Below are 25,435 nucleotides of genomic sequence, written 5' to 3' on the forward strand. Positions count from 1 at the left end.
CGTTTTTGATTTTTAAATACCAATCATAACCTAAACGATGAATTTTGAAAACACATTGAGTTTTGCCCAAAATTTGGATCAGCTAGATACATTACATTCATTTCGCAACGAATTCTTAATTCCAAAACATAACGGAAAAGATATTATCTACCTGTGTGGTAATTCTTTAGGTCTTCAACCTAAATCAACCAAAACGCAAATTGAATCCCTATTGAATCAATGGGAGAATTTTGCAGTAGAAGGTTGGTTTACTAAAGGAGTTGAGTGGTTGCATTTTCATGAAGAAATGCAGCAATCTCTAGCTAAAATCTGTGGCGCTAAACCTGTTGAGGTTACTCCAATGAATAACCTTACAGTTAACCTTCATTTAATGATGGTTAGTTTTTACCGTCCGACAAAGCAACGATATAAAATTCTGATGGAAGCCAGGGCTTTCCCTTCTGATCAGTATGCAATTGATAGTCAGGTTCAGTTTCACGGGTTTAATCCTGAGGACGCAATTATTGAAATGGAGCCTCGTGCTGGCGAATCGCTTTTAAGAACGGAAGATATTTTAGCTACAATTGATCAACATAAGGGTGAACTGGCTTTGGTATTAATGGGTGGTATTAATTACCTGACAGGACAGTTGTTTGATATGGAAGTAATCACCAAGCATGCAAAACAATATTCTATTACAGTAGGGTTTGATTTGGCACATGCAATGGGTAATGTTCCTTTAAAACTGCATGACTGGGGTGTTGATTTTGCCATGTGGTGTTCTTACAAGTATATGAATTCGAGTCCGGGAGGAATTAGCGGCATTTTTGTTCACGAAAATAATTTCAATAATAAAGAACTGCATCGTTTTGCCGGTTGGTGGGGTTATGAAAAGGATACCCGCTTTTTAATGACACGAAAGTTTAAACCGGAGAGTGGGGCAGAAGGGTGGCAGGTTAGTACCTCGCAAATGTTATTGCTTGCTGCTCACAAGGCGTCTTTAGCTCTATTTGATCGTGCAGGTTTTGACAACTTACGTGCTAAAAGCGAATTGTTAACGGCTTACCTTGAATTTATTATTGACCAGGTTAATGCTAAGGCTGGTAAAATTCTGTATGAAATTGTAACTCCTCGCGATAAGAAACAACGCGGGTGTCAGCTATCGATCATTGCTCATCATCCTGTGCCTAAAAAGGTTTTCGAAAAGTTAGTTGAAAATGGTGTTATTGGCGACTGGCGTGAACCAAATGTGATGCGTTTTGCTCCGGTGCCGCTGTACAATACTTTTGAAGATGTGTATCGCTTCGGAGAGCTACTGCTTACTGTATAAGATTTAGATTAAACCATATAAGGCATATAAGGAATATATAAGGCTATTTCGCTTAGCTTTCGTGATATTTTATTAAACCATATAAGACATATAAGGAATATATAAGGCTATTTCGCTTAGCGTTCGTGATATTTTATTTAACTATATAAGACATATAAGAAACATATAAGGCTATTTCGCTTAGCGTTCGTGATATTTTATTTAACCATATAAGACATATAAGAAACATATAAGACTATTTCGCTTAGCGTTCGTGATATTTTATTTAACCATATAAGACATATAAGGATATATAAGGCTATTTCGCTTAGCGTTCGTGATATTTTATTTAAACCATATAAGACATATGAGAAAATATAAGATAAACGACACGATACTTAAATGACCTTATATGTCTTATATGGTTTTAATAGATAAGATAAACGACGCGATACTTAAATGACCTTATATGCCTTATATGGTTTAAATAGATAAGTTAAACGATGCGATACTTAAATGACCTTATATGTCTTATATGGTTTAAATAGATAAGATAAACGACGCGATACTTAAATGACCTTATATGTCCTTATATGGTTTAAATAGATAAGTTAAACGATGCGATACTTAAATGACCTTATATGTCTTATATGGTTTAAATAGATAAGATAAACGACGCGATACTTAAATGACCTTAAATGTCTTATATGGTTTAAAATAAAAAATTATACGGTTATTCCATTGTCACTTGCAAACCACTCAGCAAACGATGTTGGAGTTTCGTGAAGCTTTAATGAATAGAGTTTAACATTATCCGGCAATCTCTTCATGATCCGGTTGGCAAAATCGGCAAGCATATTTTCGCAGGTAGGTTGGTAATCTGTTAAAAGAACACGTTCCATATGCTCCATAAGCTGACCCGCCAATTTAATATGAGGTGAATTTTTGTTAAGCACAGTCGCATGATCAAAAATATCAACAATCTCAGTTTTAACGATCTTTTTCAGATCACCGAAATCCATCACCATCCCGTTTTTTACATGCGTTGCATCATTAATTGCATCTCCAACCACTGTTACATATAATTCATAACTATGGCCATGCACGTTTCTGCATTTACCGTCGTACCCGTATAAAGCATGAGCGGTTTCAAAGTTGAAATATTTGGTAATTCTTATTCTCGCCATTCTTTTTTAATAATTCGCAAAGATAAGCATTTTAAAAAAGGGGTGGCATGACAATAGTTATTTGAAATTAAGTAGGCCGTTATTTCTCAAGTAATATTGATTATATTTAAGAAAAACAAATTTCCATATGTATACCTACGATACCATGGTTGAAGCCCTAAACGGTTTGAAAACAAGAGGCTACACACTCAATTTCAATATCAGACAGGATCACTTAGCATGTGAGGATCACGATTTATACTGGCACCCTGAAGAATTTGAAATCGTTGAAGTACACAGGTTTGAAGGAATGACCAATCCTGATGACCAATCGATACTTTATGCAATTGAATCAACCGACGGACAAAAAGGTGTATTTGTAAGTGCTTATGGTGTATACTCAGATCCTGTTTCTGATGAACTTATGAAAAAAATACATCTTAGTCATTAATTGTTGGTTTCAAATTATTCATGCTAATATTGTATTGTTTAAGCAAGAACAATAATTAGTAAATGAAAATCGCTTTCCATCCGATCTATGCACATCCATTACCCGAAGGGCATAGATTTCCAATGATTAAATACGAGTTAATACCTGAACAGTTATTACATGAAGGAACTATCACACATGAAAATCTGTTTAGTCCAGCATTTGTGCCTGAAGAAATTATTCTTTTGACCCATAAGCATGAATATTGGAACAAGCTTAAAACCCTAACCCTTTCGCCCCAGGAAGAACGCCGGACCGGGTTTCCTTTGTCGCAACAGCTGATTGATAGGGAAATAACTATAGCGCAGGGAACAATCGACTGTTGTTATTATGCGCTGAATGACGGAGTTGCGTTAAATGTAGCAGGAGGAACTCATCATGCATTTACTGATAAAGGAGAAGGTTTTTGTTTGTTAAACGATATTGCAATAGCAGCCAACTACTTATTGAAAAAGAAGATCGCATCGAAAATATTGGTCGTAGATCTTGATGTACACCAAGGGAACGGAACAGCAGAAATATTTCAGGATAATAAAGCGGTTTTTACTTTTTCAATGCACGGGAAAACTAATTGGCCTTATAAAAAGGAACGTTCAGACCTGGATATTGAATTGCCCGATAATACCGATGATCAGCTTTATCTTGGATTACTGAAAGAAACTTTAACTCATTTGATCAAAAAGGAAAAACCTGATTTTATATTTTACCAATCAGGAGTAGATATTCTCGAATCTGATAAATTAGGAAAACTTTCTGTTAGCAAGACAGGTTGTAAAGAACGTGATCGTTTTGTTTTTGAACAGTGCAAACAGAATACGATTCCGGTTACAGTTAGCATGGGAGGTGGTTATTCTCCGCGAGTAGCGGATATTGTGGATGCCCATTGCAATACTTTCCGACTGGTGAAGGATATGTTTTTTTAGCTATTAGCTACTAGCATTTGGCCATTAGCTTTTAATAGTTAACTGCTAAAGTAAAATGGCTGTTGTTTGTTTGGAACGGCCGTTTTATTTTGCTTAATGAGGCATAAAATGACTTTCTTTTGTATCTGCAGGTATTGATGAAGGGTTATTTTCCAGTTTTCTGGTTAAGTAATTGAAACGCAGAAACAATAAGATAGCAGCTATTCCCAATCCAATTAATAAAGCCCACCAAACACCGCTAACACCTACATTTAATTTAAAACCTAATACATAACCAACAGGTAAGCCAATTACCCAATAGGCCATCAAGGTAATGGCTGTAGGAATTTTTACGTCACCCATTCCTCTTAATATACCTAACCCAACAACTTGAGCTCCATCAAATAACTGGAACAAGCCAGCTATAATTAATAGTCCGGCAGCTGTGTTGATCACATGCTGATCTTTAATGTATAACGACGGCAAGAAATGGTTGAAAAGTGTAAATACAATTCCGCAAAAGATCATAAAAGCAATGATCATGTGGTAGCTTGCAATTGCAGAAAAACGCAACTGTTTATAATCTCTTTGTCCGAAGTAATTTCCGGTTTTAATTGCTGCAGCAGAGGATATACCACTTGCCATCATAAACGTTAACGACGCCATACTCAAAGCAATTTGGTGTGCCGCTAATTCTTCGGCCCCCAACCAACCAATCATAATTGCAGCACCGCTAAAGGCACCCACTTCAAATATGTATTGCATGGATACAGGAATTCCAATACCAAGGATCTTTTTGCTGATACTTTTTGTGATGTCTCCAAATTTAAATCCTTTCAAATATTCTTTGAACCTTGGAGAACGAAAAACATAAAAACTCATGGCAATGGCCATTAATACACGATCTGTTAATGTTGCAATACCAACCCCAACAACACCCATTGGTTTAATTCCAAATAAACCAAAAACAAGTACAATTCCGACAATGATGTTTACCAGGTTACCCCAAATGGTAATACTCATCGCTTGTTTGGTAAAGCCCAAGCCCTCCGTAAATTGCTTAAAAGTAAGGAATATCATTAATGGGATGATCGAAAAGCCAAGCAGACCCAAAAATGGTTTAGCTTGTGTAACAACATCAACAGGTTGATTCAGGTGCTGAATCATAAATAATCCGAAAAAGATAATTCCGAATAGCAGTAAGCCTGCTATAATGTTGATGATAAAACTACTTGAAAGTAATTTACCACAAGCGGCAAAGTTTTTTCTGCCGTTTTCCTGGGCAATTAAGGGCGTTAATCCGTATGAAATACCAATTCCGGTAACCATAAACAAGGTAAATAAGCTATTCCCTAAAGCTACTGCAGCTAAAGAAACATCACTTCCTGTTTTTTGTCCGATAATAATACTGTCGGCAATGGCAACGGCAACATGGCCCAATTGTGATATTACAACAGGGTAGGCAAGTAAGAAATTACTTTTATATTGATCTCTATATTTTGAGTAAAGTTGTTTCATATCAGAAAATAAGATATTAGAGCAAAGAATAAACTTCTCAGTTATTGAATTATTAGCAAAGACTAAGATTGATTGTTCCCGCGAATGGGACAGGAATCGATAGCTAAGGCGAACTGGTTACAAATATAAGCAACAGATTTTACTTAATGAAAATCAGCTAGCTGTATAGAATTCGGTTTTTTCTGTTGTATGTACCCTGATAACGCCCATCAATACCAGGTTTACTAATATTCGCGAAGCAGATCGCTTGGAGATATTGAGCATTTTTCGATATTCCGGCAAGGTGATCCGATCATTTTGAGATAAGTATTCTAGTAACGCTTTTTCTTTTGGAGAATACTCCAGTAACACATTTTCACCTTTGGCTTCTTTGCGCAAAACATCAACAACAATCTTGCTGGCTAACACACTGTGATCTTTAACTCTGATGTAGACCCACCATTTATTATCTTCACCTAAGGCATAATGAGGTTTGATGTCACTTTCTTCAATTTCAACAGTCAATACGATTTTACCATCAAAAAAAATCTCTTCAAAGATGGGATCTAATTGAGGACGGCAATAAAATTGAGCCGCCTTGGTGATCATGTAACGTTCTTCGTCTTCAGACTTAACTCCTTTGATTGTGCCGTCGTCAGCTACACCAATTAATAATTTGCCGCCTCGATTGTTTGCAAATGAAACCATCGTTTTAGCAATTTTTTCACAGCTTGTAATAGTCTTTTTAAAATCTAACGTAACACTTTCTCCCTCAAGGATCAGTCTTTTAAGGTTCATGGCGATAAACGGTATTAAAAACCTGCTTTCGAATGCTCATCCGGCTGAATTCTCCGCATCCACACATTGGTATAGATCATTGCACAAAGTTCACCTTTTTTGTTTCTGGCCTCTACAGGATAAGCCTTTTCAAATTTACCAATGGTGGTAAGAGCGTCTTCAGCCTCTCTTACATCTTCTTCAGTTAAGCTAAATATAAGAGTTAGATCTGTACTTCCCGGTTTTTTGTATTGAATTTCTGCACTTTTTAACCAACCGATTACTTTAAAGCTTTTATGTCGAAATAATTGCCAAAACATAATTGAATAAAAAGGATCGGCTGCGCTAAAAATGGTGCCTCCAAATATGGTTCCGTTATAGTTTTTATTCAGAAGGCTCTTGTTGATCTTAACTTCAATTGATTTGAAATCTTTAGAAATATGTTTTACCCAAATACGCTGAAAAAATAATGGAGGGTAAAAGCGCATTAACCACTTTAGCGAATTGTTTGATAGTTTCATTGAAAGGTTTAGCAATTAGTTAACATAACCGGTAAATACAAACTATTTCAATTAATTAGCTGAAAAGAAATAAAGTATTTACCGGCTATCAGTTTAATCCCTAAACTACAATTTTGAACCAGTTAAACAATTAGTCCATGAAAAAATATTATGCATACATTAGATCTACTATTTTTTCGCGGGCAGTTTCATCTAACTTAATATGTAAACCATTGGCTTTATATCTGTTAAGATTATCTACGATTTTATCTTTTTGCAGTTCATCTATTTGTGCTTCTTGCAGTCGAATTGGTGTTCCGATGCTTGTAAAGAATTCTTCCAGTTTATGTATGAACTCATAAGCTGCCAATGCTTCATTTTCTTCATTAACATCAAACACATATTTTGCAAGGAATGCCAAGCGCGACTGTAAGTATCTTTGGTTATATTTCATCCACGCAGGGAACACAATCGATAATCCGGCTCCATGGGCAATATCAAATAATGCGCTTAAAGAGTGTTCAATTGCATGACATGCCCAATCTCCATTTTGTTTTCCTAAGGCAAGTGTCCCATTAAGAGCATTGGTTGCCAGCCACATAATGTTTCCACGGCTGTCATAGTCGGTCGGGTCATTGTAAACAATTTTGCCGTATTTTATGGCTAGCCTGATGATCGAAGCTATAGTATGATCTGAAAGCGGAGCATCACCTTGTCCGAAAAATGTTTCCAGGCAATGCGCAATTAAATCGGCCACGCCATAACTTGTGTAGGATTGAGGTACAGAAAAGGTGAGAACAGGATCCAGAAACGAAACTTTAGGGTATAGCAATTCATGGCCGAATCCACGTTTCGACTCTTCTGCATTATTTTGTAAAACGGTAAAAGGATTCATTTCTGTACCTGTTGCCGCCAATGTTAAAACAGCAATAATTGGTAGTGCTTTTTCTGGTTTTGTTTTATGAAGGTAAAAATCCCAAACTGAGTGGTTTACATAATAGCCCATTGCCACAGCTTTAGCACTGTCAATGACAGAACCACCTCCAACTGCAATGATCATTTCTGCCTGAAATTCTTTTGCAAGAGAAACAGCTTCATCTGCGTTATTATACAATGGATTAGATTTAATTCCTTCATACGTTACATAGGATATTCCGGCGGCATCAAGATGGGTACTAATTCTGTCGTATAAACCACTCGACTTTACTGATCCTTTTCCGATAAGAATTAACGCTTTTTTTCCATAGTGAATACTTTCTTTTCCAACCTGATCAACAACATCTTTTCCGAAAACTAATTTGGTTGGGTTTTGATAAGTGAAATTTTCCATGTTCATTTATATTTTGTTATTCTACTACAATTTAAATTTTAGTATTGTTTGTATTTTTATTTAAAATATTTTTAATATGTATTTCCTACTTTTAAAAATATTTTATTAATTAGCTCTTGTTAACAATCAACCAACAACTAATTTTATATATGCAAGCAAGTGAACCAATTTATCAAATGGAAGAAAAGAAGCCAGCTCTAAGTCGAAACGTTGTACTGCTGATCATTGTTGCAGCATTAGGGTATTTCGTCGACATTTATGACCTCATTTTATTCTCCGTTATCCGTATTAAAAGTTTAAATGGATTAGGTATTACCGATCCTGATCAGTTGTCCTCAATTGGATCGTTTCTTATTAATTGCCAGATGATTGGCATGTTAACAGGAGGTATTTTGTGGGGGATTTTGGGTGATAAAAAAGGTCGCCTATGGGTGTTATTTGGTTCAATTATTACATATTCAATTGCCAATATCGCTAACGGATTTGTTACCAATGTAGATCAGTATGCGATACTTCGTTTTATTGCCGGAGTAGGTTTAGCAGGAGAGTTAGGAGCAGGAGTTACCCTGATTACTGAAACTATGAGCAAGGAAAATCGTGGCTATGGCACCATGCTGATTGCCGGAATCGGTTTATTTGGGGCCGTTGTGGCAGCACAGGTTGGCGATCATTTTTCATGGCAAACATCCTACATTGTGGGAGGAGTGATGGGACTTGTCTTGTTATTGATGCGTGTGGGCGTTGTGGAATCAGGAATGTTCCACAAAGTGAAGAATGAAGAAGTGGCAAGAGGGAACTTTTTTATGCTGTTTACTTCTTGGGGCAGGTTTAAGCGATTTATCAACTCCATACTCATTGCAGTTCCGGTATGGTTTGTAATTGGTGTGGTAGTAACGTTCGCCAACGATTTTGGAGTACAGATGGGTGCCACCGAAACGTTGAGCCCTGGTAAGGGTATTATGTATGCATATACAGGTATTGCTATCGGCGATTTATTGTGCGGCTCATTAAGTCAGGTATTTAAAACACGCAAAAAGATTGTTTTTATCTTTTTAACAGCCACTTTAGCAGCTGTATTAACCTTCTTATTCTCACGTAATTTCGATGCTCAGTATTTCCACATTATGTGTTTTATAATGGGTCTGGCTACCGGTTATTGGGTGGTATTCGTAACAATGGGAGCAGAGCAGTTCGGAACCAATATCAGAGCCACTGTGGCAACCACCATTCCCAATTTTGTTAGAGGATCACTTGTACCAGTACTTATCTTCTTCAATTTCCTAAAACCTCATTTTGGTATCATTAACAGTGGATTAATTGTTGGTATTTCAACCATTACTTTAGCTTATATCGCTTTGTATAATCTTGATGAAACCTATGGTAAGGATTTGGATTATATAGAGGAAAAATAGTTTTTTGGTTCATGGTTCATAGATCATTGTTCATAGGGAGAATCAAGTCATTATTCTAAAACTATGATCCTTAATTAATGAACCATGAACTTTTATTAATGTTTATAGGTCTAAATTATGGTAAATTATTCATGAACTATGAACCATGAACTATCAACTATGGATTAAAGACTCAGTACTCCCGACTCCCGACTCCAGACTATTTTTCCTATTTTTACCCCATGATCACAAAAGAGCTTATTGCCGATTGGTTTAAAGGTTTGCAGGATGATATTTGTCAGAAATTAGAAGCTGCAGATGGAACAGGGAAATTTCAGGAAGAAAATTGGGTAAGAGAAGAAGGCGGCGGCGGAAGAAGCCGGGTTTTACAGAACGGAACTGTTTTGGAAAAAGGTGGCGTTATGTTTTCTGCTGTTCATGGTGATTTGCCTGAAGCTATCCAGCGTTCTTTCAAGGTAGAAAAAACCACTTTTTTTGCTACTGGTGTTTCGATCGTTATTCATCCTAATCATCCTTTGGTACCGATCATTCATATGAATGTAAGGTATTTTGAAACTCCTGAGGCTGGATTAAAATGGTTTGGAGGAGGAATCGATCTTACTCCACACTATGTAAATGAAAATGATGCCCGTTTCTTTCATCAAGCATTAAAAGGCACGTGTGATCAGTTTCATCATGATTATTACACCCAATTTAAACATTGGGCCGATGATTATTTCTTTATCAAACATCGAAATGAAACAAGAGGCGTTGGTGGAATATTTTTTGACCGTTTAGGCGAATCAGAGCATTTTACCCTGGCTGATCGTTGGGAATTCGTTAAATCGGTTGGTGAAACATTCGCTAAAGTTTATGTTCCATTAATTGAAAGAAATAAAGATCGTCCATTTACTGAAGAACAGAAAAACTGGCAGTTACTACGCAGAAGCCGTTATGTTGAATTTAATCTGGTTTATGATGCGGGAACAAAGTTTGGTTTAGAAACTAACGGACGCATTGAATCTATTTTAATGAGCATGCCGCCACAAGCAAACTGGGCGTATAATTATCAACCTGTTGCAAACAGTGATGAAGCTCAAACTTTAAGTTTACTGAAAAAAGGTATTAACTGGGTATAAAATATGTTTTAAGTCCTCCTTTCCGGGGGACTTATTTTTTGCTCTTTTTTTGGGAATTCTGTTCAAAATTATCGTAAAAGGCGAATGTGAATGCCTTACTGTCTAAATCCTTTACCAATTTTTCAATTTCTCCCCTAAATGTATACTTAGCAAGCTATAGGCAAGATATTGCTTACTGATTTACTTTGATCATTTCCGCTGACAAAATAACCTCTTGTTCTTTTCAGTGTTTCAAAAAGCCATTTCTTTTCATGAACATAAGATTGTTTTTATGTGCAATTGACTTTAAATCCAAATCTGTTTGTATTTGGCTTGGGAGAAAACCACTGAAAATGTGGATAAAATAAATAACAGATAATCAGCGTTTTTATAATAGTTTATTTAGATTGATAAGTATAATTATTTTATTTACAGGTAGTTATATTTATTGTTTTTTTGCAGCTGGTTTTTTGTTGCTTTTTGAAAATGAGAAACTGTTCATTTTCAGGAATTGACTTAACATTTACCCCAAATTTTGTTAAATTCGCAAGCATTCTAAATTTTTCGAATCATCAACCATCAATAAATGGCAGAAGAGAATAACGAACAGACGAACGGAAGTAAAATCATTCCAATTAATATTGAAGAGGAAATGAAGTCTGCCTACATCGATTATTCGATGTCGGTAATTGTTTCCAGAGCATTACCTGATGTTCGTGACGGATTAAAACCAGTTCACAGACGTGTTTTATACGGTATGCTCGATTTAGGAGTTGGTAGCAACAAAGCTCACAAAAAATCAGCTCGTATTGTAGGAGAGGTGTTAGGTAAGTATCACCCGCATGGTGACGGATCTGTGTACGATGCGATGGTACGTATGGCTCAGGATTGGTCACTACGCTATCCATTTGTTGACGGACAAGGAAACTTTGGTTCGGTTGACGGTGATGATCCGGCGGCAATGCGTTATACAGAGGTTCGTATGCGCCGAATTGCGGAGGAAATGCTTGCCGATATCAATAAAGATACAATTGATTTCCAACTAAACTTCGATGACTCATTGGAAGAACCAACTGTTCTTCCTGCAAAAATCCCTAATCTTTTAGTAAACGGAGCTTCAGGTATTGCTGTTGGTATGGCAACCAATATGGCTCCTCATAATCTTTCGGAAGTAATTGACGCAACTATTGCCTATATCGATAACCGCGACATTACAATTGATGAGATGATGAAATTTGTTAAAGGCCCAGATTTTCCTACCGGAGCAACCATTTATGGTTTTGAAGGTATCAGAGATGCTTTTAACACTGGAAGAGGCAGGGTGGTAATGCGTGCCAATGCGGAAATTGAGACACTTGACAATGGCCGTGAGCGTATCATTGTAAGTGCAATTCCTTATCAGATCAATAAAGCGATGATGATCGAACGCACCGCTGAATTGGTTAACGAAAAGAAAATTGAAGGTATTTCCGAGATCAGAGATGAGTCTGATCGTCAGGGTATGCGCATTGTTTACGAAGTTAAACGTGATGCAAATGCCAATATCGTACTGAATAATCTTTACAAATATACTGCGCTGCAAACTTCATTTAGTATCAACAACATCGCTCTTGTAAAAGGCCGTCCGATGATGTTGAATCTTAAAGACCTGATCCACTATTTTGTGGAACATCGTCATGAAGTAATTATCCGCCGTACCAAATTTGAATTATCAGAAGCTGAAAAACGAGCTCATATTCTGGAAGGTTTATTGATCGCCTTAGATCATTTAGACGAAGTAATCTCATTGATCCGTAACTCTCCGACTCCTGAAGAGGCTCGTGTTGGATTGATGGAGAAATTCGGCTTAAGTGATATTCAGGCTCGTGCAATCCTTGATATGACGCTTCGTCGTTTAACAGGTCTGGAGCGTGATAAAATCAAAGATGAATATGCTGAATTAATGCAAACAATCGAACGCTTAAAAGCAATTTTAGCTGATGAAGGTTTACGTATGGGCATCATCAAAGATGAACTGACAGAGATGAAGGACAAGTACGGTGATGAGCGTAAAACTCAGATCGTACATGCCGAAGGTGAAATTGATATTGAATCATTAATTGAGAATGAAGATGTAGTTATTACTATTTCTCATGCCGGTTATATCAAACGCACTAAACTGACCGAATACCGTAAACAGGCTAGAGGTGGTAGAGGTTCAATGGGTGGAAGTACCCGTGAAGAGGACTTTATAGAGCACTTGTTCATCGCTCAAACACATAATTATATGTTGTTCTTTACTGAAAAAGGACGTTGTTTCTGGCTGAAAGTTTATGGAATTCCTGAGGGAAGCCGTACATCCAAAGGCAGGGCAATGCAAAATCTGATTCAGATTGAGAGTGATGATAAGGTTAAAGCATTTATCACGGTTAAAACGCTTAATGATCCTGCTTACCTGGAAAGCAATTACATCATGATGTGTACCAAACAGGGAACCATCAAGAAAACTACGCTGGAAGCTTATTCTCGTCCGCGTGTAACAGGTATTAACGCCATTACAGTGAACGAAGGTGATCAATTATTAGAAGCTCGTTTAACTACGGGTAACTCTGAAATATTGATGGCATTAAAATCAGGAAGAGCTATTCGTTTCAACGAAAGTACTGTTCGTCCAATGGGTCGTACAGCGGCAGGTGTAAGAGGTGTTACTTTATCAGGTGTAGATGATGAGGTGGTTGGCATGATTGCTGTTGAAGATAGTGAAACGAATATTTTAGTGGTTTCTGAGAAAGGTTATGGTAAACGCTCTGATATTGAAGAGTATCGTGTTACTAACCGCGGTGGTAAAGGTGTGAAAACCATAAATGTTACCGAAAAAACCGGTCAGTTGATCGCTATTAAAGATGTAAAAGAATCTGATGATTTGATGATTATCAACAAATCGGGGATTACTATACGCATTGGTGTGGATGAGTTACGTGTTATGGGACGTGCAACGCAGGGTGTGCGCCTAATAAAACTTAACGAGGATGATGAGATCGCTTCAGTAGCAAAAATTGAAGATGCAGGTGAGGATGCAGAAATTGATGAAACAGGAAATGCAACCGATAGTGCAAATGAATCGTCATCAGAAGAAAAGGAAAATTAATTATTACGATAAATAGTAAAATTCTGAAATGAAAAAAATCTTGTTATCAGGATTGTTTTTAGCAGCCGCTGTCGTTGCTAAAGCACAAAATGCAGAAGTTGATAATGCCGAGAAGATGGTAATGATCGGTCAATATGCGAAAGCGAAAGAATCAATCGATAAGGCTGCTGCAAATCCTAAAACTGCTAACCAGGCTAAAACTTTATTCTTAAAAGGTAAAATTTACGGTGCAATTGCATTAGATACAGCTCAAAAGAACCTTGATTATGATCCGGTAGCTATTGCTTATGAGTCTTTGAATAAAGCAAAAGAACTGGACGTTAAAAAGCAATTGGATGAGAATGAAATGAAGAATGCATACTTCAATATTTATGCTGCGAGCTATAACAAAGGTATCGCTGCAAACAATAAAGAAGATTATCAAACTGCATTAAAAGAGTTCAAATTCGCTTCACAGGTTAATCCTCAGGATACTTCATTGTACTTAAATATTGGTATCATGGCTGAAAAGCTAAAGGATAACAATGAGGCTAAAGCTGCTTATCAAAAGTTAGCGGATATGGACTACAATAAAGAGCCATACATCTATCACCAGTTAGCAGAAATCTATAAAGCTGCCGGCGACAAAAATGCTGTTGTAGCTACATTGGATAAAGGACGTAAGATTTTCCCTACTGATAATACATTAATGATTGACGAAATCAACTTTTATTTAGGTGAAGGTAAATCAGATGTTATCGTAGATAAGTTAAATAAAGCTATTGCTAGTGACCCAACGAATAAAACGTTATACTTTACGTTAGGCGTAACTTACGAAAATGCTAAGAAAATGGATGAAGCAACAGCTGCTTACAAAAAAGCTTTAGAAATTGATCCTAACTATTTTGACGCTAACTATAACTTAGGTGCTTTATATTACAATGAAGCTGCTGAGATCATCAAAAAAGCAAATCAATTACCTGCTAGCAAAGTTAAAGAATACGATGCTGAGCGTGCTAAATTCCAGAAAAAAGCTACAGAGGCTCTTCCTTATTTAGAGAAAGCTTACGAAATCAATCCTAAAGATCGTAACGTAATCATTTCTTTAAAAGAGGTTTACGCTCGTACTAACCAAAAAGAAAAATATGCTAAAGTTGATGCTGCATTAAAGGCATTAGAATAAGCATAAACGCATAAAACAAAAAACGCACGGTGTTTAACATCGTGCGTTTTTTTATATGTTTAGTGCCAGTGGACCATAGACCATAGTCCATGGTACTTGTAAAACTTATTAGAGTTTTTAATCTTCAGTTCTGAGAACTAAAATTGATAGTCAATAATCTAAGACTTTACAAATCAGATAAACAGCAAAGTAGTTAAAAATAACTTCGCATCTTTGCAACTTTGCATGCCTTACCTTCTAGTCTTAAACTTTACAAATAACCATGGTCTATGGACTATGGACCAAAATAAAGTCAAAACTGGCAACTATAACAATATCCCTTTTAAAATAGCTGATGCAACTGTAAAGTAAATTACCAAACCCGTAACATCAACTAATGTGGCCACAAATGGGGCAGAAGATGTTGCGGGGTCAAAGCCAAGTCGGCGAAGCATAAATGGAAGCATTGAGCCTGATAGGCTTCCCCACAGTACAACTCCGATCAGTGATAATCCTACAACCAACCCAATGAGGAGAAAATGGTCGCCATATAAACCCGGAATAATCAATTCGGCAACGCCGATTCTGATAAAGCCAATCACTCCTAAAATTGATCCCAATAAAATACCGGAAATGATCTCCTTGCGCATTACTTTCCACCATTGGCTTAATGTTACTTCTCCAAGTGCCAGGGAGCGGATAATAAGAGTTGCTGCTTGCGAGCCAGAATTACCGCCACTCGAAATAATCAGAGGAACGAACAAGGCTAAAACTACTGCTTTCTCAATTTCATGTTCAAAATAACTCATAGCAGTTGCTGTTAGCATTTCACCCACAAATAGGATGACAAGCCAACCTGCCCGTTTTTTTATCATCTCCCATAAAGGAGTATCAAGGTAAGGCGCTTCAAGAGCCTCCAAACCACCAAATTTCTGAATATCTTCGGTATCTTCTTCCTCAACAATATCCAGCATATCATCAACCGTTACAATACCGATCAATATATTATCTGAATTAACAACAGGTAGTGATACACGGTCATATTGTTTAAATACTTCAATAGCTGCTTCTTTATCATCATTTGCATGTAGATAAACAAAGTTGCCATCCATTAGCTCATTTACTTTTGTATCTAACGGAGCAAGCAAAATATCATTGATGCGTATTTCATCGATTAACCTGCCGGTACCATCGATAACATATAATATACCTAATGATTCGGTTAAATGCCCGTAGCGGCGAATATGATCCAAAACTCGTTCTACCGTCCAATACTCCTTAACGGAAATATAGTTTGGAAGCATCAATCTACCAACTGTGTTTTCGGGGTACCCTAATAGCGTACTTGCAACACGGCGTTCTTCAGGACTTAAAAGTTCGAGTAATTGTTTTACTACCGGACCTGGTAATTCTTCGAAAAGGGCAGTACGATCATCAGCCCACATTTCATTTAAAATGTCGGCAACACGTTCCTGGCCTAAGCCTTTCATTAAATCCTTTTGGATTTTAATGTCGAGGTATTCGAATGTATTGGATGCTAAATCGCGGGGAAGTACTCTGAAAACAATAGCACGATCATCAAGCGGAATATCTTCAAACAACTCAGCTAGCTCACTCGGGTGCCAGTCTTTGATAATTTTTCGTAATGCAAAAAACTTTTTTTGCTCAATCAGTTCTAAAATTTCCTGGATTTGAGTTGTCTCGATCATGTTTTCCGTTGATGAATTATTCTACATTGGTGTTAATTTTTTTATTGACGCAAAAGTAGATTTTTCTACGAAAGAAACAGCAATAAAACGCAAAAAAGAGACCATTTTTGCGTATTTATTTTACTTCGGAAATGCAAGGAAATGTTAATAAATGCAAAGAGAATTTATACAGCTTGAGGATACTTTCGAAACCAACTCAGAACCTTCATCTGTATTACCCCTAAGATGGCTTCCCTGAATATTTTGGGGCTCATTTTAGATGTTCCAGCTGTTCGATCGGTAAAAATAATTGGAACTTCAACCAATTTGAATCCATGTTTAACAGCAGTAAACTTCATCTCAATCTGGAACGCGTACCCAATGAACTTGATTTTTTCCAAGTCAATCGTTTCAAGAACCTTTCTGTGATAACATTTAAAACCTGCAGTATAATCATGAATTTCTACACCTGTAATGTACCTGCAATAACGTGATGCAAAATACGACATTAATACTCTGCCCATTGGCCAGTTGACCACATTAACACCAGTAATGTATCTTGATCCAACTGCCAGGTCAGCACCATCAACACAAGCCTGACGCAAGCGAATCAAGTCTTCAGGATTATGTGAGAAATCACAATCCATTTCAAATATAAACTCATAATGGCGTTGCAACGACCATTTAAAACCATGAATGTAGGCAGTACCTAAACCTAATTTTCCTTTTCTTTCTTGTAAGAAAAGTTGCGTGGGAAATTCTTTTTGTAATTCTTTTACAATAGTAGCAGTTCCGTCTGGTGAACCATCGTCGATAATTAATACATGAAATGCGTAATTTAATGAGAAAACTTTTCTGATCATTTTCTCAACATTTTCTTTCTCGTTGTATGTCGGTATTATGACGATGCTATCTGACACTGTTATTTTATTTGGAATGCGAATATAGCTTAAGAAACGCTAATAAATGAAGTTGAACTAATATTTTACGAATTCCTCAAAAAAGAAAAGCTTCCTGATTTCAGGAAACTTTTCTTAAATAGTATGAAAAATAGCAGGATAATTATCTTATTCCGTGCATCATTTTTTTCAGTTTTGGAGTTAATGCAAATAATAATACAGAAGCAACACCACAAAGAATAACGAATACCATAAAGAATTCGAATAAGTTATGGATTTCAAAACCTGCAAAAACAGGATTTACATGGTTAATGTTATTTGCAGTTAAAAATTTCAATTGTTCAGCCGTTGGTGTTACTGTTTTATCCAAAACGGCTTGCAAATCAATACCAGCTTCTTTAGCCTTTAAAAATTTATCACCAGTAGCCGGTAAGATAGAACCTAATGTTCCTGCTAGAGCATAACCCGAAGCATTAGATAAGAAGAATACACCAAATAATAAAGAAGCGAAACGTTTTGGCGCTAATTTACCTACTAAAGATAAACCGATAGGCGATAAACAAAGCTCTCCAAAGGTTTGAATCAGGTATAAAAGGATTAACCATTTAATAGCTAACAAACCAGAGTATCCTAAATCTTTAACATTAAAGGCAATGATAAAATAACTTAGGGCAATTAAGAATAGACCAATTGCTTGTTTAAAAGGAGAGATTGGCTCTTTTCCAGCAGTTCTTAATTTATCCCAAAGCATACTGAATGGAACAGCAAATGCAACAACAAAAATTCCGTTGAAAATCTGAACCATTGATGGAGGCATCGACCATCCAAAAAAGTTACGGTCTGTTTGGTTATTGGCAATAAATGTTAATGATGAACCAGCCTGTTCAAAGGCTGCCCAGAAGAAAATAACAAAGAAAGAAACGATGTAGATAACCAAAACACGGTCTCTCTCGATTTTTGTTAATGATTTGTCGGATAAAATTAAGCCAGCAAGAGTTAAACCACTTCCATAAATGATTGAATAAATTATGTTCTGACCAAATAATTTATGGAAAATAAAGGATAATGCAATGAAAGCAATTACTGAAACAGTTAAAGCGGTAGAAGTAAAGTGAGCTTTTTGGGCTTCGCCTTCAGCAAAGTCTGAGGCTGTGTTGTGTTTAGGTAAGCCACCGATAGGTCTTCCTTCAGGAGTTTTTACATATTTATCTTTCAAGAAGTAGAAAGAAACAGTACCAATCACCATAGCCGCTGAAGCCGCTAAGAAGCCCCATTTGAATGCAAAAATATCACGATTACCAGCTGCATCAACAACGTCGCCTAACATAGGGCAGATAAACTGACCTAAGAAAGCACCCACATTGATACCCATATAGAAAATGGTAAATGCAGTATCTAATTTATTTTTCTCTTGAGCAGGGTATAAGCTACCAACCATTGAAGAGATATTTGGTTTGAAGAAACCATTACCGAAAATAATGACACCTAAAGCAACATATAATAAGATTTTTGCCAGGCCTAAATTTGTATCAAAAGTACTTGCACTAAAGAATAATAAGAGCTGCCCGATAGCCATCAAGCTTCCTCCAAGCATAATACAGTACCTGTTTCCCAGGAATCTGTCAGAAATAAAGCCCCCTAGCATTGGAGTCAGGTAACACAAGCCTAAGAATCCCCCATAAATTAATGATGAAGTTTCCTCACTCATCATCAAAGAATGAACGATAAATAAGGTTAAAAGGGTTCTCATTCCGTAGAAGTTGAAGCGCTCCCACATCTCGGTCCCGAATAATACCCAAAGACCTTTTGGATGTTTAGAGCTTGCTTTTAGAGCATCCTGCTCTTGTGCAAGTGTTTGATTTTGATTCATTTTGTGTGTAAAAATGTGCTACTATTATAATGATTGCTATATAGTTAACTTGTTAGTAATTAGCAAGTTTATTACTTATTTAATTCCTCTTTCTTTCATAATAGTGTTAAGCCATTTTAACAGCGCGAAACCAATAAGTGCCGATACCATTAATAAGGCGAAATTAACCCAGAAGAAATTAGCTTTATGATCATATGTATCCCACATAGAAGCTAATACACCTGATAATTTATTACCAATTGAGGTTGATAAGAACCAACCGCCCATCATTAATGAGGTAATCCGGGTAGGACTTAATTTTGATACTAGAGAAAGTCCCATCGGACTTAAGAAAAGTTCTCCAATTGTAATGATTCCATAACCACCCATTAACCATAAAACAGACACTTTCTCAGCCCCATTATTTCCGGCGTATACAGCAGCAACCATGGCTAATACCGAAAGAGCTGAAATGAACATACCAAACATAATTTTAGTTGCTGTTGAAGGTTCTTGATTGCGTTTACGTAACCAGGTGAAAAAAGCAACCACCAATGGCGTTAAAATAATAACCCATCCAGGGTTGATTGATTGACTAAGGTTTGTAGCCCAAAGTTCAACTGTAGTTCCTTCAGAAGGAAGTTGATTTGGTGTTACGTTTCTGAAGTATAATGGGTAATTAAATTCTTTTATAGGTTGACCATTTACTTTTTGTAAACGGAATGCTTCATCGTATAAGGCAACTGAATCTTTTTTGTAGGTAACTGTTTGTGATAAACTTAAGGAAGTAAAAGCTTTTTCAGCGATAGGAGTGGAAACGTGTCGGTCGGTATATCTGTCGGCCCAGGTATTTAATGCGCTACCATTTTGTTTGAAAACGGCCCAAAATAGAATTACTACTGCAAAAACCGTTAATAATGCTGCTATCGGTCGTCGTTCTTCCTTAGAAGCTTGCATGAATAAAGATCCATAGAAATAAACGACCGGAATACAAGCGAAAATAAAAGCGTCTGTACTGTTAGTGCCAATTAATGGATGTCCTAATAATGCTTGCGGTACAATCCAGCCAATAACTCCAGCTACAATTGACGGTAAAAGAATCAAGTAAATAATTTTCGAAAAAGGCATATCGCCATCCTGAACTCCTTTTTTAACATCAAATGCTTTGTAATGACGTAATCCTGATATGAACACCAATACACCTATGAACATACCAATACCGGCTGCAATAAATGCATATTCCCAGCCTAGCATAATATATAATGCAGCACCGAAGAAGTTACAGATAAAGGCACCAATGTTGATACCCATGTAAAAGATATTGTAACCCTCATCTTTTCTGGTTTCAAATTGCGGAGTTGAGTAGATATTTCCTAATAAGGTTGAGATATTGGGCTTAAAAAATCCGTTACCCACAATTACCAATGTCATTGATACATAAAGCATGGTAAGATCATGAATAGCCATTGTACAATAGCCTATTCCCATTAAAATACCACCAATAATGATTGATTTTGCATAACCTAAGTAACGATCGGCAATCAAACCTCCAAGAAAAGGAGTTAGAAAGACTAATGCGATAAAGGTTCCGTATAAATCAGCAGATTCTGCTTCTGTCATTGCGAAACCGGCTTTTACATCTTTAAGGTAGAGGGTGAAAATTCCTATCATTAAATAGTATCCGAATCGTTCCCACATTTCCGATAAAAAAAGAAAAGGAAGTCCTTTAGGGTGTTTCGCCTTGGTTGTTGACATTATGAGGTTTTAATTTTGGTTTTAAATAGCCTTTATTTTATTCGTTTATTTGATTGGTTTAGGGGACAAAGATTTTCCCAAAGCCGCTAAAGTAAAAATATTTTTCTGTTATGGAAACGTTTGCAAGCTAATTAATATGGTTTAACCTAAATAAGCTAATGTTAACTATTGATAATCAAATTGTTGTTAAGTTTATTCAACGCCACTTAAATCTATTTTGAAAGGTAAAAATGTCGTTAGAAATGAGAAAAGCCTGCAATATTGCAGGCTTTTTTTTGTTAGATCGATTCATAGCTTATAAATTCTTAAGAATAAAGTCCATCATCATGGTTTGTAACTGTAAGCGATATCTTACCCCGTGATGCTCATTCGGATAATAGAAGCTATCAAACTGCTTATTTTTTTTGATCAGGCTAAGTGCCATTTCAGCCGAGTTTTGGAAATGCACATTGTCATCAAACGTTCCATGAATGAGCAGAAATTTACCTTTTAAATTTTCTGCATAATGAATAGGAGAGTTATCATCATAACCCGAAGCGTTTTCTTGTGGTGTACGTAAGAAACGTTCGGTATAAATACTGTCATAATACCTCCATGAAGTAACCGGAGCACCGGCAATCGCCATTTTGAATACATCAGCACCACGAGTAATAGCTAAAGAGGCCATATATCCTCCAAAACTCCAACCATAGTATCCAATGCGAGAAGCATCCACATAAGATTGAGTTCTTAACCACTTTGCAGCATCAATCTGATCTTGTATTTCGTATTTTCCTAATTGTAAATAAGTTACCTTCTTAAAATCAGCACCGCGACCTCCAGTACCTCTGTTATCCATACAGAAAACGATGTAACCTTTATCAGCTAATGTTTGGAACCAGATATCACCGCCATTCCAAGAATCTAAAACTTGCTGACTACCTGGACCGCCATAAGCGTACATAAACACAGGATATTTCTTCGTTGCATCAAAATTTGAAGGTTTGATGATCCATGCATTCAATTTTAAACCATCAGGCATTGGTACTTCAATAAATTCTTTAGGTTGATAAACAAAGCCAGAAAGTTTCTCTTTTAACTTTTTATTTTCTTCCAACACCCTTAGTTGTTTTCCGTTTTTGTCATTTAAACTAAATACGGCAGGGGTGTTTGCATTACTATACGAATTGATAAAATAAGAGAAATCAGTACTAAAAGTGGCATTATTTGTACCTTCAATTGAGGTGATTTTTTTCTTTCCTGTACCGTCTATTTTGATTGCATAGATATCACGCTTAGCCGGAGCTGTTTCTGTCGACTGGTAATAAATGGTTTTTGATTGCTCATCTATACCATATAATGAAATAACCTCCCAGTTCCCTTTAGTGACCTGTCGAATTAGTTTTCCGGTCATGTCATACAAATAAATATGACGGAAACCATCTTGTTCGCTAGTTAATAGGAATGATTTATTGTCGGCCAAAAACGTCAAATCATCATTTACATCAATATAACGTTTGTCATTGTCAGTTAAAACAACCTTTGTTGCACCTGTTTGCGCATTCGCAAATAAGTACTCTAATTTATCTTGATGACGATTCATGCGGAACACACACAAGGTGTTTGCATCGTTTGTCCATTTAATACGTGGGATGTATTGATCTTTTTCTGCACCAACATCAACAGTGGTTGTTGAACCGGTGGTAAGATCATAAACATGAATACTTACGATCGAATTCTTTTCTCCCGCTTTGGGATATTTGTAACGATATTCTTCAGGGTACAAGCCATTATAAACAGGAATGCTTATTTCAGGAACCTCCGTCTCATCAAATTTGTAATAAGCTATTTTTTTGCCATCAGGTGACCAAAAAAAGGCTCTGGCAAATTCGAATTCCTCTTCATAAACCCAATCAGTACCCCCGTTAATGATTTTGTTTTTTACACCATCCGTTGTGATTTTTTTCTCCTCACCACTGTTAAGGTCTTTGATGAAAATATTGTTGTCTCTAACAAAAGCGATTTTTGAAGCATCGGGAGCAAAGTCAGCATATTTCTGCTTACCAGTTTCAGATACAGCAGTTAGTGACTTTGATTTACGATCATAAACAAAATTGTTGACAAGGAAAGAACGACGGTATACTTGCTCCGTTTCAGTTGCAACCAACACTTTGCTTTCATCATTACTGAACGCATAATCGTCCATTTTAAGACTCTTTCCTTTAAAAAGTAGGCTACTATTTTTTAGAATAGTGTCTTTTACCGATCCGCTTAAATAATCATACTTAAGCACATACACATCTTCCTTACTCTTATCAGCTAACTGCGACGAATAATGTTTACCATCATTCATGGATTTTAAGCCAAATACACCTCCGGCAATAAAACTGCGTTTGGTATATATGTCATCTAACGTAATCGGCTTCTTTTGTCCTATCGCCAATGCAGGCAATAGCAACAAAACAATGGGTAATAAATTTTTCTTCATCAATTTATGGATTAGTATTTTTTATCTTTTTTCGCTGGCTGATTTTGAGGTAATGCCAGTTTTTTAGGATCGTTAAATAACTCGTCGCTGATAGACGGATCGTTTGTGAGGTTTAGATTCGACATAAATACCCAACTTCCATTTTCATATTTTAAACCATCGTAGGAAAGATCAGGTCCATAAAATTCATAGAAACCTTCTTTCGCAGGCTGACTTGGTATCAGGTGATCAAATACGATCCATTTTTTTGATGGAAGATACTTAAGCATCATTGATAAACTTCTCCCATATTCAAACACCATCCGGTTGGCAATTTTACCTTTTTCTAATTTAAAAACAGGAGCACCCATCTTTACTTTATCATTTTCGAAAGTAATAGGTTCAATAATGCGCATGCTGGTTTTAGGATCATTCGCTTTCCATCCCAATAATAAATAAGGATCGGTTGGTTTTACCGGTGGAATAATTTCATAATACTGTGCACCTACCCAGTATTCATTAGTAGTTATCGTATCGCGAATATTTTTTATGGCAGGCGAATAATCTTTTAGCGGAAACAACTCCAATTTTTGAGGATTATTCATTTGAATTGCTCCATAAAAACGAGATGTGCCATCTTCTTCAGCAAAGGCCCAGCTAAAAATTCTGAACTTATTTAAAGGATCTTTTACAATTGAGATTGTTTTCAGCGAATCGAAAGGATAATTATATGAACCTGGAAGTTTGAGTGCCTGAACGAGTGTTTTAATAAATGTATAGGTCGAGTTTCTTCGTTCTACATCACTTTCACCGTTAATAACTTGTGCATCAATCTTTTTCAGTGTCGCTTCGTATTGCTTTAACTGAACTTCGGTTTTGTTTTGAGCTACTGCCGTGGAGAAAGCTAAAACTAATCCGAGCAAAATGATTTGGGCCTTTTTCATTTTTCTGATCAAAATAAGCTTCAAATATAATTATTGAAAGAAATTATGCTTTTGAAGTTTGATTTGTCACAAAAATGATAGAATAATAAGAGCCGGTAAATTACCAGCTCTTATTATTTTAATTGGATGTTATTTCTTAGCAGGTGAGGCCGACGAGTGTATCACCCCATCGGATACCATTTTTGTTACGATAATGTTTGCAAATTCGGTAGCTGCTTTGTCAATATTATCCGGATTTAATGTTTCCGATTGACCTGACCAAACTAATTTTTCAGTATTTACATCATATAAATTAGTTTCTAGATAATAGGTTTTGTCGGTTGTATAATAGCCTGGATCATACATAGCAGGACCCATTCCTCCATAATATCCCCAGAAATTACCATAATAACCTCCTGGAGCATAAGCTGTTGTTCCTGGTACATAACGGGTTTCTGAATCCTTGTTTACCAAAGCCACTGAAATAATAGCGTCGCAACCAGCTTCTTTGAATTTCTGAAGTAATTGTTCCCTGTCCAACGCTTTATCTTTTGTCATATCAGGAGGGAATACGTTAGTGCTTTCGGTTACTTTGGCTCCTGTATTCGTTAATGAGGTAGCCATTTTATCTTCAATGGTTTTTTTGTAAGCAAGATTTTTTCCTAAAGCTACAATGAAAAGATTCTTGTAAGTTTTAGCTTCTGCATCCTTATCTTTCCATGTTGCGGTAACTTTTGTGGCGGGAGAACAAGCTGAAAACAATAATGCGGTAGAGATGAATAGCGTCAAACACCTTGTGCCAACACTTGAGAGAACGTAATTTTTAATCATAATCAGTTAAAAATAGACAAGAGACATTTTTGTGATTTTTTTCGTCGAATTGTTTGAAATACAGGCGAATTGCAAGCCTTAATTAAATATATAGAAAATACTTTAAAGATTAATATTAGTTTATAATTTAATTCCAGAGTTTGAAAAACTACTTTTTGAAAGATTGACCGCTATTCTGTATTAAAATTAGCCTTGTTAAGTTGCTGATAATTAATAGAAAGTTATATTTAGTAATAAATTATTTTGAGGAGGTCTCCTAATTCAATTCTAAATTTTTGACCTGAACATTTTTGACCCTCTGCTGTTATTAATAATTC

General features: G+C 36.4%; 19 protein-coding genes. 7 read left to right on the forward strand and 12 right to left on the reverse strand.

The window, feature by feature from the left end:
- Positions 1 to 37 precede the first annotated feature (37 nt).
- The gene (gene kynU / locus SOLCA_RS06960; RefSeq protein WP_014679738.1) at positions 38 to 1,309 is read left to right on the forward strand and encodes a kynureninase; all 1,272 of its coding nucleotides are present in this window, start codon (positions 38 to 40) and stop codon (positions 1,307 to 1,309) included.
- Positions 1,310 to 2,013: 704 nt separating this feature from the next.
- On the opposite strand, the gene SOLCA_RS06965 is transcribed toward kynU, so the two are convergent.
- Positions 2,014 to 2,475, reverse strand: coding sequence for a 6-pyruvoyl trahydropterin synthase family protein (locus SOLCA_RS06965; protein ID WP_014679739.1), 462 nt, complete (start codon positions 2,473 to 2,475; stop codon positions 2,014 to 2,016).
- Between the two features lie 127 nt (positions 2,476 to 2,602).
- Between SOLCA_RS06965 and SOLCA_RS06970 the strand changes: the two genes are divergently transcribed.
- Together SOLCA_RS06970 and SOLCA_RS06975 are read left to right on the forward strand one after the other, a co-directional pair.
- Positions 2,603 to 2,905, forward strand: coding sequence for a hypothetical protein (locus tag SOLCA_RS06970; RefSeq protein WP_014679740.1), 303 nt, complete (start codon positions 2,603 to 2,605; stop codon positions 2,903 to 2,905).
- Between the two features lie 62 nt (positions 2,906 to 2,967).
- Positions 2,968 to 3,867, forward strand: a complete 900-nt coding sequence (locus SOLCA_RS06975; protein WP_014679741.1) for a histone deacetylase family protein — start codon at positions 2,968 to 2,970, stop codon at positions 3,865 to 3,867.
- Positions 3,868 to 3,960: 93 nt separating this feature from the next.
- On the opposite strand, the gene SOLCA_RS06980 is transcribed toward SOLCA_RS06975, so the two are convergent.
- The 4 genes from SOLCA_RS06980 to SOLCA_RS06995 all read right to left on the reverse strand — a co-directional run bounded on the left by SOLCA_RS06980 (position 3,961) and on the right by SOLCA_RS06995 (position 7,950).
- Positions 3,961 to 5,364: an MATE family efflux transporter gene (locus SOLCA_RS06980; RefSeq protein WP_014679742.1), complete on the reverse strand. Its 1,404-nt coding sequence runs from the start codon at positions 5,362 to 5,364 to the stop codon at positions 3,961 to 3,963.
- Between the two features lie 153 nt (positions 5,365 to 5,517).
- Positions 5,518 to 6,141 carry an RNA-binding domain-containing protein gene (locus SOLCA_RS06985; protein ID WP_014679743.1) on the reverse strand — a complete coding sequence of 208 codons (624 nt, stop codon included), beginning with the start codon at positions 6,139 to 6,141 and terminating at the stop codon, positions 5,518 to 5,520.
- 14 nt (positions 6,142 to 6,155) lie between these two features.
- Positions 6,156 to 6,641 (reverse strand): DUF4442 domain-containing protein, encoded by a 486-nt coding sequence (locus SOLCA_RS06990; protein ID WP_014679744.1) that lies wholly within the window; start codon positions 6,639 to 6,641, stop codon positions 6,156 to 6,158.
- 148 nt (positions 6,642 to 6,789) lie between these two features.
- Positions 6,790 to 7,950 (reverse strand): iron-containing alcohol dehydrogenase, encoded by a 1,161-nt coding sequence (locus SOLCA_RS06995; protein WP_042480866.1) that lies wholly within the window; start codon positions 7,948 to 7,950, stop codon positions 6,790 to 6,792.
- A 149-nt stretch (positions 7,951 to 8,099) separates the two neighbouring features.
- Here SOLCA_RS06995 and SOLCA_RS07000 point away from each other — a divergent pair, with 149 nt between their 5' ends.
- The 4 genes from SOLCA_RS07000 to SOLCA_RS07015 all read left to right on the forward strand — a co-directional run bounded on the left by SOLCA_RS07000 (position 8,100) and on the right by SOLCA_RS07015 (position 14,748).
- A complete protein-coding gene (locus SOLCA_RS07000; RefSeq protein WP_014679746.1) occupies positions 8,100 to 9,362 on the forward strand; it encodes an MFS transporter in 1,263 nt (420 codons plus the stop codon).
- A 221-nt stretch (positions 9,363 to 9,583) separates the two neighbouring features.
- A complete protein-coding gene (hemF, locus tag SOLCA_RS07005; RefSeq protein ID WP_014679747.1) occupies positions 9,584 to 10,480 on the forward strand; it encodes an oxygen-dependent coproporphyrinogen oxidase in 897 nt (298 codons plus the stop codon).
- 565 nt (positions 10,481 to 11,045) lie between these two features.
- The gene (gene gyrA / locus SOLCA_RS07010; protein ID WP_014679748.1) at positions 11,046 to 13,586 is read left to right on the forward strand and encodes a DNA gyrase subunit A; all 2,541 of its coding nucleotides are present in this window, start codon (positions 11,046 to 11,048) and stop codon (positions 13,584 to 13,586) included.
- A 28-nt stretch (positions 13,587 to 13,614) separates the two neighbouring features.
- A complete protein-coding gene (locus SOLCA_RS07015) occupies positions 13,615 to 14,748 on the forward strand; it encodes a tetratricopeptide repeat protein (protein ID WP_014679749.1) in 1,134 nt (377 codons plus the stop codon).
- Between the two features lie 305 nt (positions 14,749 to 15,053).
- On the opposite strand, the gene mgtE is transcribed toward SOLCA_RS07015, so the two are convergent.
- The 7 genes from mgtE to SOLCA_RS07050 form a co-directional block, all read right to left on the reverse strand.
- Complete coding sequence (gene mgtE / locus SOLCA_RS07020; protein WP_014679750.1) at positions 15,054 to 16,436, reverse strand: magnesium transporter; 1,383 nt, start codon at positions 16,434 to 16,436, stop codon at positions 15,054 to 15,056.
- 164 nt (positions 16,437 to 16,600) lie between these two features.
- A complete protein-coding gene (locus tag SOLCA_RS07025) occupies positions 16,601 to 17,335 on the reverse strand; it encodes a polyprenol monophosphomannose synthase (RefSeq protein WP_014679751.1) in 735 nt (244 codons plus the stop codon).
- Positions 17,336 to 17,477: 142 nt separating this feature from the next.
- Entirely contained in the window at positions 17,478 to 19,184 is a 1,707-nt protein-coding gene (locus tag SOLCA_RS07030; protein ID WP_014679752.1) for a peptide MFS transporter, read from the reverse strand.
- Between the two features lie 75 nt (positions 19,185 to 19,259).
- The gene (locus SOLCA_RS07035) at positions 19,260 to 20,918 is read right to left on the reverse strand and encodes a peptide MFS transporter (protein WP_014679753.1); all 1,659 of its coding nucleotides are present in this window, start codon (positions 20,916 to 20,918) and stop codon (positions 19,260 to 19,262) included.
- A 295-nt stretch (positions 20,919 to 21,213) separates the two neighbouring features.
- Complete coding sequence (locus SOLCA_RS07040; protein WP_014679754.1) at positions 21,214 to 23,385, reverse strand: S9 family peptidase; 2,172 nt, start codon at positions 23,383 to 23,385, stop codon at positions 21,214 to 21,216.
- Positions 23,386 to 23,396: 11 nt separating this feature from the next.
- On the reverse strand, positions 23,397 to 24,308 hold the full coding sequence (locus tag SOLCA_RS07045; RefSeq protein WP_014679755.1) for a hypothetical protein: 912 nt from the start codon (positions 24,306 to 24,308) through the stop codon (positions 23,397 to 23,399).
- Positions 24,309 to 24,437: 129 nt separating this feature from the next.
- Positions 24,438 to 25,118, reverse strand: coding sequence for a DUF4136 domain-containing protein (locus SOLCA_RS07050; RefSeq protein WP_014679756.1), 681 nt, complete (start codon positions 25,116 to 25,118; stop codon positions 24,438 to 24,440).
- Positions 25,119 to 25,435: the final 317 nt, after the last annotated feature.

This window comes from Solitalea canadensis DSM 3403, assembly GCF_000242635.2.
Lineage (GTDB): Bacteria > Bacteroidota > Bacteroidia > Sphingobacteriales > Sphingobacteriaceae > Solitalea > Solitalea canadensis.